Here is a 13,882-nt window from a genome sequence, read left to right as displayed (position 1 = left end):
GTGACGCAGAAGATGGTCCTGGGGCACCAGAGAGTCTAGCGTGACCATTTCCAATTCAAATTGCTGTGCGGCTTGTTCTTTTAACATCAGACCAATAAAACAAAGCTCCGGTAAAAATACCAGAGCTTTGTCAGCAGTCTGAAACCCGGCAACTGCCGGGTTCTTTTTTATACGGAGAGTAGAGGACCGATTACCGCTTCCACAACACATTGATCAGTGCCCCAGCGATGATCAGGCCACCACCCACCAGCGTCCACAGGGTTGGGATTTCACTGAAAAACGCCCAGCCCAGTACCAGCGAGAAGATCACCTGCACGTAGGAGTAGGCCATCGCCTTACCCGCTTTTTCGTACTGCATCGCCTTGGTCAGCCCCACCTGGCCCACCTGGGTGAAAATGCCCACCAGAATCAGCAACACCAGTGCTTCCAGGTTTGGCATGACAAAGTCATCACCCAGCAACAGCACCGACACCGGCAGGGCGATCAGCGGGAAATAGAAGATAATCACCGAACTGTCTTCGCTGCTGCTGAGCTGACGCACAATCACGTAGGCAATTGCACTGCCCAAGGCACCGGCCAGTGCCGCCGCCACACTCAGCCAGGGCAGGTTGGCGCTGTAACCGGAGAACAGGTCCGGTTTCACCATCACCACCAGCCCAACAATGGACAGCAGGATACAGAGAACCGTCGAGCGCTGGATTTTCTCCGACAGGAACAGCAATGCCAGCAACGCGGTAAACACCGGGTTGGTGTACTGCAGGATAGTGGCTTCCGCCAGAGGAAGAGTCGTGACCGAGTAGTACACGCAGATCAGCGCCAAAGCGCCAACGGCACCACGCGCAAACAACAACACCTTGTTGTGCCCCCACACCGAAATCCGCTTGCGTTTTACATCCAGGTAACTGATCACCAGCGACACAATCGCCCTGGCCGCAACGATCTCCAGCACCGGAATATCGTAGGCGCTCACCGCTTTGACACAGGCGGCCATCAGGGCAAAACCCAACGCCGAAAACAGCATGTAACGTACGCCCAGCGGGAAAATATCTTTCAGATCAGTCAGCATATTTCAGTTTCAGGTGTGGTTAAAAAATCCCGGCTTCTGCGGGGCTGCTATTCTGGCTCACCGTCGTGCCAGAGGCTATGGTTAACGGTGACTTTTTTCGGCAACAGTATGGGGCAAGCGATGAACAATTTACGGCTGATTCCTGGCCTGACTCTCCTTTTTCTTGCCAGCAATCTGCAGGCGCGGGACCTTCCGCTGGATGAACTGCAACTGCCCGCAGGCTTCCAGATCGACCAGGTAGCAGCGGTGAATAATGCCCGCCAGATGGCACGGGTGGATACACCGGAAGGGCAGGGGATACTGTTTGTGGGCTCCCGTCGCGCGGGTAAGGTGGTCGCCCTGCGCGACAAAAACGGCGACGGTTACTACGACCAGCAGTACCCGATCGCCCGGGGCCTGGATCTGCCTACCGGCGTGGCCGTGCGTGGCAATGACCTGTACGTTGCCGAAGTGGACAAGATCTGGCGCTACCCTGATCTGGCTAAACGCCTGGAAAACCCACCCGCACCGCAGTTGGTCACCGACCGGTTGCCGGACGAAAGCCATCACGGCTGGAAATACCTGAAGTTTGGCCCCGACGGCTGGCTCTACTTTAATATCGGCGCCCCCTGCAATATCTGTCTCTCCCAAGATCGCCGTTTTGCCTCCATCCTGCGCTTGAATGTGGATAACGGCGAGCAACAGTTCGTGGCGGAAGGGGTGCGTAACAGTGTTGGTTTCACCTGGCACCCTGTGGATAAATCGCTCTGGTTCACCGACAACGGCCGCGATCATATGGGCGACGACCTGCCCGACGATGAGCTGAACCGGACAACCCAACCGGGCCTGCACTTTGGTTACCCCTATGTCCATGCTGATGGCGTAGCCGATCCCCGCTTTGGTCGTCTCGCCAGCGGTACCTACCAAAAACCTAAGCTGGGCTTGGGCGCCCATGTGGCCCCGTTGGGTGTAACCTTCTACCAGGGTCAGCAGTTTCCCAAGGCCTCCGAGAACACCCTGTTTATCGCCGAACACGGTTCCTGGAATCGCAGCCTGAAAGTGGGTTATCGGGTGACCCGGGTGGAGACCCGCGATGGCGAGGTGATCAGCCATAAACCGTTTATTACCGGCTGGCTGCGCGGACAACGCCACTGGGGACGGCCGGTGGACGTGCTCACCGATCATGACGGCAGTCTGCTGATCTCGGATGATTACGCCGGGGCAATCTACCGGGTGACCTATAAACAGGCCACCCGATAACACCGCATATCAAGACTGGGAGTGGTGGGACTGCATTGAAGGCTGTGCCTGCGGTAGTTGTGAGTTGCTGAACGGCCGCATCAGCTTTTTCTCCAGCTCCACCAGCAGGAACACAATCAGCGCCACCATGATGATGCGCAGCCAGGAGCCGCCGTCGATCGCCTCCACTTTAAAGAACAGCTGCATCAGAGGGGTGTAGGTGAAGATCAGCTGGAAGAATATCACCAGGCCGATCGCCATCAGCACATAGCGGTTACCCAGTAATCCCTCCCGGCTGAGCACAGTTTCATGCAGGTAACGGCTGTTGATCAGGTACACCACCTCCAGCATCACCAGCGTGTTCACTGCCACAGTACGGGAGTATTCGAGACTGGAGCCGGCGTCCATCTCCCAGAGGAACAGGCCAAAGGTGCCCGCCACCATCAGCAGGGATACATAGACGATCCGCCAGATCATAAATCGGGACAGGATCGGTGCCCGGGTATCCCTTGGCATACGTCGCATCACCCCGCTCTCGGCGGGTTCACAGGTGAGGGACAGCGCCAGGGTCACCGCGGTGATCATATTCACCCAGAGGATCTGCGCCGCGGTCACCGGCAACATAGTGCCCAGCGCAATCGCCGCCAATACGGTCAGGGCTTCACCCCCGTTGGTTGGCAGGATAAAGAGGATCGATTTACGGATGTTGTCGAACACCGTACGGCCCTCTTCAACCGCATGAGCGATGGAAGCGAAGTTGTCATCCGCCAATACCATCTCCGCAGCTTCCTTGGCCGCCTCGGTGCCCTTGATCCCCATTGCCACACCCACATCAGCACGTTTCAGGGCTGGGGCGTCGTTGACGCCGTCACCGGTCATCGCCACCACCTTTTCCTGCGCCTGCAGGGCGGTGACGATACGCAACTTGTGCTCCGGGCTGGCGCGGGCAAACACGTCGTAGGTCAGTACCGCGTGTTGCAGCTCATCGTCGGTTAACTGCTCCAGCTCGGAACCGGTCAATGCGTCGTGGCTGGTGGTAATACCCATCTGGTTGGCGATGGCCGCCGCCGTTTCGGCATGGTCACCGGTGATCATCTTCACCGTGATGCCCGCCTCATGACACTGGGCCACGGCCTCGATCGCTTCCTGCCGGGGCGGGTCGATAATACCCACCACCCCCAGCAGAATCAGACCGGACTCCACTGTATCAAAGCACAGGGTACGTTGTCCGCTGGACACCGGCAGGCAGGCAATCGCCAGGGTACGCTGGCCGCGGCGGGCGATGGTACGTTGCTGGGCCAGCCAGAAGTCCCGATCCACCAGAGTATCCCGGTCGCGCATGCGTTGCTTCTGACAGCGCGGCAAAATCGCTTCAATCGCCCCTTTGATGTACACCATACCCTGGCCATTGTGGTCGTGGTGCAGGGTAGCCATAAAGCGGTGCTGGGACTCAAATGGGATCAAGTCATCGCGGGGCATCTCCCGACGAGTCTCCGCCACATCGTAACCCGCCTTCACCCCCAGCACGGTGAGCGCCCCTTCGGTCGGGTCACCGCTGATCAGCCATTCGCCCTCTTTTTCCGTCAGGGTGGAGTCATTGCACAACACGCTCGCCAGGCAGAGCTGGCGCAGTACCGGGTAGTAGTCTGCCAGATCGATATCCTGATCACCCATCATAAAGGCACCGTGTGGGTTGTAACCCACCCCGGTCACATCGATGTTCAGGTCAGCGGTCACCACGTGGGTGACGGTCATCTCGTTGCGGGTGAGGGTACCGGTTTTATCGGAGCAGATAACGGATACGGACCCCAGGGTTTCCACCGCAGGCAGACGGCGGATGATTGCATGGCGGTTGGCCATGCGCTGAACGCCGATCGCCAGCGCAATGGTGATCACCGCCGGCAGGCCCTCCGGGATCGCCGCCACAGCGAGGCCCACAGAGGCCATAAACATCTCTTCCAGGGAGTAACCATGCACGGCGATACCAAACACCACGGTCAGCGCAGCAATGGCCAGGATCACACCGGTCAGCCAACGGGCGAACAGGTCCAGCTGGCGGGTAAGCGGGGTGGTGAGCTGCGTCACTTTGGCCAGCATGGTGCTGATCCGGCCAATCTCGGTGTTGGCGCCGGTTTCCACCACCACACCCAGCCCCTGGCCATAGGTCACCAGGGTGCCGGAAAAGGCGATATTGTGGCGGTCGCCCAGCGCAGCTTCCGCCGCCACCGGTTGGGTATCCTTATCCACCGGCACGGATTCACCGGTCAGCACCGCTTCTTCGATCTGCAGATCCTTTACCCAGAAGAGGTGCAGATCAGCCGGCACCCGGTCGCCGGACTGAACAAACACCACATCCCCCGGCACCAGCTCTTCCGCGTCGGTCTGGAAACGGTGACCTTCGCGGGTCACGGTGGCCTGTCGGGAAAGCATCTTGCGTACCGCATCGATCGCTTTTTCCGCTTTACCTTCCTGGATAAAGCCCACCAGCGCATTCACCACCACAACGGCGGCAATCACACCCGCGTCTACCATATGGTCGAGGAGGGCAGTGACGATCCCTGCCACGATCAGCACGTAGATCAGCACGTTATGAAACTGGGCCAGCAGCCGCATCAGTGCACTGCGGCGGGGTGGCTCGGGGATACGGTTGGGCCCGTACGTCTGCTGGCGGGTGGCCGCTTCCTCTTTGATCAGCCCATCCGTTGAGGTCTCCAGCGCAACAAAGGTTTCCTGCGGCTCACGGGTATGCCACAGGGTAGCCTGATCATCCTTCTGTAATTCCATGATGCATCTCCGACAGAGTTTGGCCCGGTCCTTATACCAACCAGCCTAGTCCGACTTTGCTGTGCAAACCCTGATCCCGCTCATATTTTGAACAGGATTAACCCACCCGACATCGGATGGTCACATTTTCACTTATTTTAAATAAATGCGAATCATTCGTATTGATAGCACACCAAAAATCAATGATAATAATTCTCATTACTTCGCAGTACATTTACAGGAAGTCAGATGATGAATACCAGAACCAGCAAGTTCGATCCCAGCTTCCCCCTGATTACACTGACAGGTGGCGTGATGCTGTGTCTGCTGATGGTGCTTTAATTCGGCAGCGGATTACGTATAGCAGAATAGGACTGGATAGGATGCGGGGAAGGGGCCGTAGATGCGGGATCGCGCACCTACGGCGGCACGGCCTAAGACCGTAATGAAAGGAATCAGTGGTCGCGGCGTTTGGCACCCGGGTTGGGTACAAACAGCAGCGGCTGAGAATCTTCCGGGATCGGCTCAGCGGTGCGGTTTACGCGGGTCTCCAGCTCTTCAGCCGGCTCCGGCTCTCCGTCAAGGCGCATGGCGTCTTCAAAGTCACACTCCACGCACTCGCGAAACTCTTTTTCACCGTCCCGGTACATACGCAGCGTGTCCATCTCGCCACAGCGGGGACAGGTCGCCCCGGCAATAAAACGTTTTACAACACTCATATTTAAGACTCTGTTACGGTAATGCCGCTATGACGCAGCAGCGCATCCACCTCAGGCTTACGGCCGCGGAATTCCACAAACAGATCCATCGCTTCGCGTGATCCGCCCTGCTCCAGAATGGCATGCAGGAAGTCCGCACCAGTCTGCTCGTTAAAGATCCCTTCCTCCTCGAAGCGGGAGAAGGCATCCGCCGACAGCACTTCAGCCCATTTATAGCTGTAGTAACCGGCCGCATATCCTCCGGCAAAGATGTGGCTGAAACTGTGTTGGAATCGGTTGAACGCCGGTGGAGTCACCACCGCCACTTCATCACGAATCCGGTTCAGCACCGCCTGGATATCGGTTTTACCCGGCTCAAATTCGCAGTGCAGCTGGAAATCAAACAGCGAGAACTCCAACTGACGCACCATCATCATACCGGACTGGAAATTTTTCGCTGCCAGCATTTTGTCGAGTAGTGCCTTCGGCAGGGTCTCGCCGCTCTGGTAGTGACCGGAGATCAGCGCCAGCGCATCCGGTTCCCAGCACCAGTTCTCCATAAACTGACTCGGCAGCTCCACCGCATCCCAGGCCACGCCGTTGATACCACTGACGTCAGCGGTCTCGATTTGGGTCAGCATATGGTGGATACCGTGCCCAAATTCGTGGAACAGGGTGGTCACTTCGTTGTGGGTCAGCAGAGCCGGATCGTCACCCACCGGTGGGTTAAAGTTGCACACCAGGTACGCCACCGGCAGCTGCAGGCTGCCATCGTCCAGGCGACGGCGTACACGGCAGTCGTCCATCCAGGCACCACCACGTTTTTTCTCACGGGCAAACGGATCCAGGTAGAAGCGGGCGATCAGTTGTTCGTTACGGCGCAGTTCGAAGTGGCGTGCATCCTTGTGCCAGCTGTTGAAATCCTTCACTTCGCAGATCTCGATACCAAACAGGCGCTGAGCGACGGCAAACATACCATCCAGCACTTTTGGCAGCGGGAAGTATGGGCGTAGCATCTCCTGAGAGATCTCGTAGCGGGCGTGTTTCAGCTTTTCGCCGTAGTAGGTCACATCCCAGGCTTCCAGCTGTTCCATGCCGTGCTCTTCACGGGCAAAGTCACACAGTTCCTGGAATTCACGTTCCGCTTCCGGGCGGCTCTTCGCTGCCAGGTCGTGCAGGAAGCCCAGCACCTGGTCGGTATCTTCCGCCATCTTGGTCGCTAGGGAGTATTCCGCGTAGTTGTTGAAACCCAGCAGTTTGGCTTTCTCCAGACGCAGGGTCAGAATCTCCTGCATGATCTCGGAGTTGTCCCACTGACCGGCACCCGGGCCCTGGTCGGAGGCGCGGGTGGCAAACGCGGTGTACACCTCTTCACGCAGCTCGCGGTTGTCGGCGTAGGTCATCACCGGAATGTAGGACGGGAAGTCCAGGGTCAGCATCCAACCCTCTTCACCCTTGGCCTCGGCCACCTGTTTCGCCGCGGCAATGGCCATCTCCGGCAAGCCAGCCAGCTCGGCTTCGTCGGTGATCAGCTTGCTCCAGGCGTTGGTGGCATCCAGCACGTTCTCGGAGAACTTGGTGGTCAGCTCGGACAGCCGCTGCTGCAGATCACTGAAGCGCTGTTGGTCCGCTTCGCCTAAAGCGATACCGGACAGTTTAAAGTCACGCAGGGTGTGCTCGATCGCAGTTTTCTGCTCGGTGTTCAAGCCAGCAAATTCGTCGCTACCGGCAAACTTGTTGTACAACTCATACAGTCCCTGGTTCTGACCCAGCTCGGTCCAGAACTGCGACAGTTTCGGCAGACAGGCGTTGTAGGCTTCACGCAACTCGTCACTATTTACCACCGAGTTCATGTGGGAGACCGGTGACCAGGCCTTGGCCAGGGTATCGTTCATCTGTTCCAGCGGTGCCACCAGGTTATCCCAGGTCGGCTCGGCCACCTCCTGCACCAGCCTTTCAACCAACGCACGGCCCTCGGCCAGCAACTTATCCACAGCCGGTTCAACGTGGTCCGGCGTAATCTGATCAAACGGGGGCAGGGTATGGGCGTGTAACAGGGGGTTCGTCATCGACTTATGTCTCCATGAACTGGGTACGGTAGCGCTCTGAAGCTACGCAGATTAAGTATACAATGGGGTTCAACACTGAGTTTTCAACGGGACCCTCACTATGCATATCCGAACCTATCAGGGCATGACGCCCAAACTGGGCGCACGTACCTTTGTTGATCCAAGTGCCGTGGTACTGGGCGATGTGGAACTGGGCGAGGACTGCTCCGTCTGGCCACTGACGGTAATCCGCGGTGATATGCATCGCATCCGCATCGGGGCCCGCACCAGCGTTCAGGACGGCTCCGTACTGCATATCACCCATGCAGGTCCGTTTAATCCCGACGGCTTTCCTCTGATTATTGGCGATGATGTGACAATCGGCCACCAGGCGATGCTGCATGGCTGTACCATCGGCAGCCGCGTGCTGATCGGCATGGGCGCCATGGTGATGGACGGCGCGGTGGTCGAAGATGAGGTAATTATCGGTGCTGGCAGCCTTGTACCGCCGGGCAAAACCCTGGAGAGCGGCTACCTGTACGTGGGCCGCCCGGCCAAGCAGCAACGCCCGCTGACCGACAAGGAACGCGCGTTCTTCACCTACACGGCAGGCAACTACGTCAAACTGAAAGACCAGCACCTGCAACAGGATTACGCGTCCTCCGCTGAGTAACTGCCATACCGGGTGTATCCACCGACCTCCCACGATACACCCATTTTCCCTCCTATTTCCCGCACTATGTCTGCCACTCAACCCTGAGATTCGTCAGGTTTTTGTGCTTAATTTATGCAATTTAATAATATCGGTATGGAGAACCATTTTCATTTGCATTAACATGCGCTTTATTAAATGACTTAAACAGACAACTCAGAGACGAGATCACCCATGAAATTTCGCGCTACAGTACTCAGTCTGGCAATCGGCTCAGCGCTGCTGACCGGCTGTGCAGACCAGATGCAGAAAGAACAAGCAGCAGCTCCAACCGCAGACGCCGTACTGGGCAACTATGCGGATATCGCACTGGCCACCTATGAAGACTCTCTGACCACGGCTCAAGCGCTGCAGGCATCTGTTAACACTCTGCTGGCGAATCCTACCGAAGCCAACCTGGCCGCGGCCAAAGCCGCATGGAAAGCAGCACGTGTGCCTTACCAGCAGTCCGAAGCGTACCGTTTTGGTAACGCCATCGTTGATGATTGGGAAGGCCGCGTAAACGCATGGCCACTGGATGAAGGCCTGATCGACTACGTTGATTCCGGTTACGGTAGCGAGTCTGATGAAAACCCGTTCTACACTGCCAACATCGTTGCTAACAAAACCGTTCAGGTGGGTGGCGTAACGGTTGACGCGAGCACCATCGACAAGAAACTGCTGGCTGAAACCCTGCACGAAATCGACGACGTTGAAGCCAACGTGGCTACCGGTTACCACGCAATTGAATTCCTGCTGTGGGGCCAGGACCTGAATGGTACGAACCCAGGCGCGGGCAACCGTCCAGTCACCGATTTCGACCTGAACAACTGTACTGGCGGCAACTGTGACCGTCGTCGCGACTACCTGTCCGCTGCAACCGATCTGCTGGTTGATGACCTGGAAGAGATGGTTGGCAACTGGGAAGCTAACGGCGCTGCACGTGCAGACCTGATGGCAAAAGGCCCACAGGGCGGTCTATCCACCATCCTGACCGGCATGGGCAGCCTGTCTTACGGCGAACTGGCGGGTGAGCGTACCAAGCTGGGTTTGATGCTGCACGATCCGGAAGAAGAGCACGATTGCTTCTCCGACAACACCCACTGGTCCCACTACTATGACGCAAAAGGTATCCAGAACGTATACCTGGGTCAGTACACCCGTGTGGATGGCAGCGTAGTGAAAGGTGCGAGCCTGTCTCAGCTGGTAAGCGCGGCAGCACCGGCACTGGATGAAGAGCTGCGTGCCAAGTTGGACAACACCGACAAAGCGATGAAAGTGATGGCGGATACCGCAGAAGCGGGTAACCCATTCGACGTGCTGATCGGTGCCAACAACCCGGAAGGCAACCAGATCGTTCAGGACGCAGTAGATGCCCTGACTGACCAGACCGAGTCCATCGAACAGGCGATCGCTGTTCTGAAACTGGACGGCATCGAGCTGGAAGGTTCCGACAGCCTGGATAACCCAACCGCTGTTCTGGCTGAATAATCGGCCACGCTCTTAACGTACAAGGGGGTAACCGTTGGGTTACCCCTTTTCTCTTCACCCCACTATTTTCCCGAGTGAGCATGCCAAGTCGCATTTTGGTACTGGCGCTAGCGCTGCTGATCGGCAGCCCGGAAGCAGTACTCGCCCAGCCAGCCGCGCCCGATTTCACCCAGAGTGAAGCAGGCGAGCGTTACGCCGGTGGCCGGGGAACCTATCTCAAGCGTATCGACAAGCGTGCCTTTTTGCACCCCACCAGCAACCTGCCCTTTAAGCAGCAGCTGGATTTCCGTGTGGGGCAGGGTATCTTCAAAAAACTGTGGGTTACCGCACCCACCGCGACCACCGCCAGCGATGGTTTGGGCCCGCTGTACAACGCCCGCGCCTGCCGTCAGTGCCATATCGGCAATGGCCGTGGCCACCCACCAAAAGCAAACTGGCCGGATGACAATGCGGTTTCCATGTTTCTGCGCCTGAGTATCCCGCCGCAAAATGCCGAACAAAAAAGATTGCTGGCAGAACGTAAAGTCGGCGTGATTCCCGAACCGACCTACGGCGGTCAGTTACAGGACTTCGCAGTGCCCGGCCTGCCAGGCGAAGGTCGCATGACGATCAGCTACCAGGAAACTCCGGTAACCCTGGCCGATGGCAAAACCGTCTCTCTGCGCAAACCAAGCTACAGCATTAGCGAACCGGCCTACGGCCCGCTACACCCGGAGCTGATGATCTCGCCCCGTGTTGCGCCACCGATGATCGGCCTGGGCCTGCTGGATGCAATCGATTCGAAAGCCATTCTGGCCCGCGAAGACAGCGATGACCGCAACGGCGACGGCATCTCCGGTCGCGCCAACCGCGTCTGGAATGGCGACAGCCAGCAGGTGGATATCGGTCGCTACGGCTGGAAGGCGGGGCATGCCACCCTCAACCAGCAGAACAACAGTGCCCTGAACGGCGATATCGGCATCTCCAACCCGGACTTCCAGAATCCCCACGGCGACTGCACCGAGCAGCAGGCAAGCTGCCTGCAGATGCCCCACGGCAACACCGACCGCCATGACAATCTGGAAGCCTCCCGCCAGATGACCGATGCGATGCTGTTGTACACCCGTAACCTGGCAGTCCCAGCACGACGCAACGTGGACGATCCGCAGGTGCTGGCGGGTAAAAAAGTGTTCTATGACAGCGGCTGCGAGAGCTGTCACCGGGCAAAATTTGTCGTTGTCGACGACCCGTCCGAACCACAGAATAAGGCGCCACAACTGATCTGGCCGTACAGCGATCTGCTGCTGCACGATATGGGCGAAGGCCTGGCGGATGGCCGCCCAGAGTATGCTGCCAATGGCCGCGAATGGCGTACGCCCCCTCTGTGGGGGATCGGCCTGACGGAAACCGTCGGTGGTCACACCTACTTCCTGCACGACGGCCGCGCCCGCAACCTGCTGGAAGCGATTCTGTGGCACGGTGGCGAAGCCCAGGCTGCGCGCGATGCGGTGGTGCAGTTGCCAACGGCACAACGAAACAACCTGATCCGATTCCTGGAGTCACTCTGATGTTTTCACGCTACAGCCTGCTACCGGTCCTGATTCCGGTGGCCACCCTGTTCCTTGCTGGCGGCGTAGCCCACGCAGCGCCCAGCAACGCACAGTGGCAGGCGATCAACGTACAACTAACCCGCGATCATATCCTGCCCCGTTACCAAACCCTGGCGCGCAACAGTACAGAACTGGCCGCAGCCACTGACATGCTGTGTCAACAGCCAGAGCAGTTGGCAGCGGCACAGACTGCGTTCCACAACACCATGGACGCCTGGCAGGGGATCCAGCACGTGCAGTTTGGCCCGGTAGAGTTTCTGATGCGTAACTTCAGCATGCAGTTCTGGCCGGACAAAAAAAACCTGACCAGCAAACAGCTGAATGAACTGCTCAGCCAGGAAGCTGCCGCCAACCTGACACCGGAGTACTTCCGTGGCGCCAGCATCGCCGTGAAAGGTCTGCCCGCGCTGGAACGCCTGCTGTTCAGCGACAAATACCAGACACCCTACGGCTGCCAGCTGACCGCGGCGATCGCCAGCAACGTGGCCACCATGAGCCGCGAGATTGCCGAGGAGTGGGAATCCCAGCAGCTGCCCCGTATCGACGCTGCCCCGGACGGTGAAGACTACTACGAAGACAGCACCGAAGCGGCCACCGAGCTGATGAAAGCGCTAGTGGAACCGGTGGAGGTGGTGCGTGACCTGAAACTGCTGCGCCCGCTGCATAAAGGCGCCAACAAGGCGAAACCGCGCCGCGCCGAGTCCTGGCGCAGCGAACGTTCACTGCGCAATATCCAGCTCAACCTGGCGGCACTGGCCGAGCTGTACCGCGGCAATGGCAGCACCAGCGTGAAAGAATTGCTGACCGCGGAAGGCGAGGCAGCGCTGGCCTACCAGATCGATACCCACTTCCAGCAGCTGGACAACCAGCTGAGCAGCATCGATAAAACGCTGTACCTGGCAGTGAAAGATCCGGCCGATCACGCCACCCTCAAGCAGGTGAGCGACCAGATGAAAATCCTGCACCGCCAGTTGGAAGAGGCGATGCAGAAACTGAATATCCAACTGGGATTCAACAGCCGTGACGGGGATTAATCGCCGCCAGTTCAGCCTGCTACTGGGCGGAGTCCTGATCAGCCCAACGTTGCTGGCGCAAACCGGCGGCGCTGGACGTGCCCCGCTGTTTGCCTCCGCCGCCACCGATCGGAATGGATTGCACCATCTGCAGATGGTGGCGCAGGACGGCTCCGTGTTGCTGGATCACCCCCTGCCGCAACGTGCACACCACGTAGATCTGCACCCGACACAGCCCTGGCTGGCCGCTGTGGCCCGCCGTCCAGGTCGCTACATCGACGTGGTGGATTACAACAGCGGAGCGCTAATCCAACGGGTCGAGCCAGATGCCGGGCGCCACTTCTACGGTCATGCGATCTTCTCCGCAAACGGACGTTACCTGATCAGCTGCGAGAACAACGTCGCCGACGGGCAGGGACGGATCACCGTGCGTGATATCGAGCAGGAGTTCAGTAAAGTCGCCGATCACCCATCGTACGGTGTCGGGCCGCATGAACTGGCTCTGATGGCGGATGCAAAAACGCTGGTGGTTGCCAACGGCGGTATCCTGACCCATCCGGACAGGGGCCGTGACAAGCTCAATTTGGACAGCATGCGCCCATCGCTTGCCTATATTGATCTGCACAGCGGTGAACTGTTGGAGCAGGTCGAGCCCCCAGCAGAACTGCACCAGCTATCGATCCGCCACCTGGATGTGAATGCTGACAGCAAGGTGGTGATCGCGTTGCAGTATCAGGGCGCCAAGTACGATGATGTGCCGCTGGTGGCGATGCACCAGCGTGGCCAAGCGCTGCAGCTGTTACGTGCACCGGACAATGTAAACCGTGCAATGAAGCAGTACTGCGGCAGCGCACGTTTTGATGCCAGCGGCCGTTACGCGGCGATCTCGTCGCCACGGGGTGATCTGGTGACTTTCTGGGACAGCCGAGATGGCCAGTATCTGGGCCAGTGTAAAACCCGCGACGGCTGTGGCCTCGCCGCAACCACGCTGCCCGGCGAGTTCCTGATCAGTACCGGTAGCGGACGTCTGTATCGTTTTGATATGGCCAGCCAGAATCGGCAGCGCATCAAACTGGATGCCAATTTGTCTGTGGCCTGGGATAACCATATGACGCTGGTTTAAGGCGGCCATGCAACTGCCATTAAAAAGGGACCCTTAGGTCCCTTTCAGACTGCTGACAAAGCTCTGGTATTTTTACCGGAGCTTTGTTTTATTGGTCTGATGTTAAAAGAACAAGCCGCACAGCAATTTGAATTGGAAATGGTCACGCTAGACTCTCTGGTGCCCCAGGACCATCTTCTGCG

At 58.2% G+C, this 13,882-nt stretch carries 10 protein-coding genes; 6 read left to right on the top strand and 4 right to left on the bottom strand.

Features of this window, described 5'->3' with window-relative positions; all coding sequences use genetic code 11:
- Positions 1-190: 190 nt before the first annotated feature.
- Positions 191-1,066 carry a DMT family transporter gene (locus ACEQ15_RS06330; RefSeq protein ID WP_370278243.1) on the bottom strand — a complete coding sequence of 292 codons (876 nt, stop codon included), beginning with the start codon at positions 1,064-1,066 and terminating at the stop codon, positions 191-193.
- A gap of 120 nt (positions 1,067-1,186) precedes the next feature.
- Here ACEQ15_RS06330 and ACEQ15_RS06325 point away from each other — a divergent pair, with 120 nt between their 5' ends.
- Positions 1,187-2,305, top strand: a complete 1,119-nt coding sequence (locus ACEQ15_RS06325) for a sorbosone dehydrogenase family protein (protein WP_370278242.1) — start codon at positions 1,187-1,189, stop codon at positions 2,303-2,305.
- Positions 2,306-2,314: 9 nt separating this feature from the next.
- Here the strand turns inward: ACEQ15_RS06325 and ACEQ15_RS06320 are convergent, their stop codons facing one another.
- The 3 genes from ACEQ15_RS06320 to prlC form a co-directional block, all read right to left on the bottom strand.
- Positions 2,315-5,068 carry a cation-transporting P-type ATPase gene (locus ACEQ15_RS06320; protein ID WP_370278241.1) on the bottom strand — a complete coding sequence of 918 codons (2,754 nt, stop codon included), beginning with the start codon at positions 5,066-5,068 and terminating at the stop codon, positions 2,315-2,317.
- A 434-nt stretch (positions 5,069-5,502) separates the two neighbouring features.
- Complete coding sequence (locus tag ACEQ15_RS06315) at positions 5,503-5,766, bottom strand: YheV family putative zinc ribbon protein (protein WP_370278240.1); 264 nt, start codon at positions 5,764-5,766, stop codon at positions 5,503-5,505.
- 2 nt (positions 5,767-5,768) lie between these two features.
- Positions 5,769-7,814 (bottom strand): oligopeptidase A, encoded by a 2,046-nt coding sequence (gene prlC / locus ACEQ15_RS06310; protein WP_370278239.1) that lies wholly within the window; start codon positions 7,812-7,814, stop codon positions 5,769-5,771.
- 100 nt (positions 7,815-7,914) lie between these two features.
- On the opposite strand from prlC, the gene ACEQ15_RS06305 reads away from it, so the two are divergent.
- From ACEQ15_RS06305 to ACEQ15_RS06285, 5 genes are all read left to right on the top strand, one after another.
- Entirely contained in the window at positions 7,915-8,466 is a 552-nt protein-coding gene (locus tag ACEQ15_RS06305) for a gamma carbonic anhydrase family protein (RefSeq protein ID WP_370278238.1), read from the top strand.
- Between the two features lie 213 nt (positions 8,467-8,679).
- Positions 8,680-9,975: an imelysin family protein gene (locus ACEQ15_RS06300; protein ID WP_370278237.1), complete on the top strand. Its 1,296-nt coding sequence runs from the start codon at positions 8,680-8,682 to the stop codon at positions 9,973-9,975.
- Between the two features lie 80 nt (positions 9,976-10,055).
- Positions 10,056-11,522, top strand: a complete 1,467-nt coding sequence (locus ACEQ15_RS06295; protein WP_370278236.1) for a di-heme oxidoredictase family protein — start codon at positions 10,056-10,058, stop codon at positions 11,520-11,522.
- Complete coding sequence (locus ACEQ15_RS06290) at positions 11,522-12,598, top strand: imelysin family protein (protein ID WP_370278234.1); 1,077 nt, start codon at positions 11,522-11,524, stop codon at positions 12,596-12,598. Before ACEQ15_RS06295 ends, ACEQ15_RS06290 begins: the two co-directional genes overlap by 1 nt.
- Positions 12,585-13,700: a DUF1513 domain-containing protein gene (locus ACEQ15_RS06285; protein WP_370278233.1), complete on the top strand. Its 1,116-nt coding sequence runs from the start codon at positions 12,585-12,587 to the stop codon at positions 13,698-13,700. Before ACEQ15_RS06290 ends, ACEQ15_RS06285 begins: the two co-directional genes overlap by 14 nt.
- Positions 13,701-13,882 lie beyond the last annotated feature (182 nt).

Origin of the sequence: Pontibacterium sp. (assembly GCF_964228735.1) — a bacterium.
Lineage (GTDB): Bacteria > Pseudomonadota > Gammaproteobacteria > Pseudomonadales > Balneatricaceae > Pontibacterium.
This window is presented reverse-complemented; position numbering and strand designations above follow the sequence as displayed.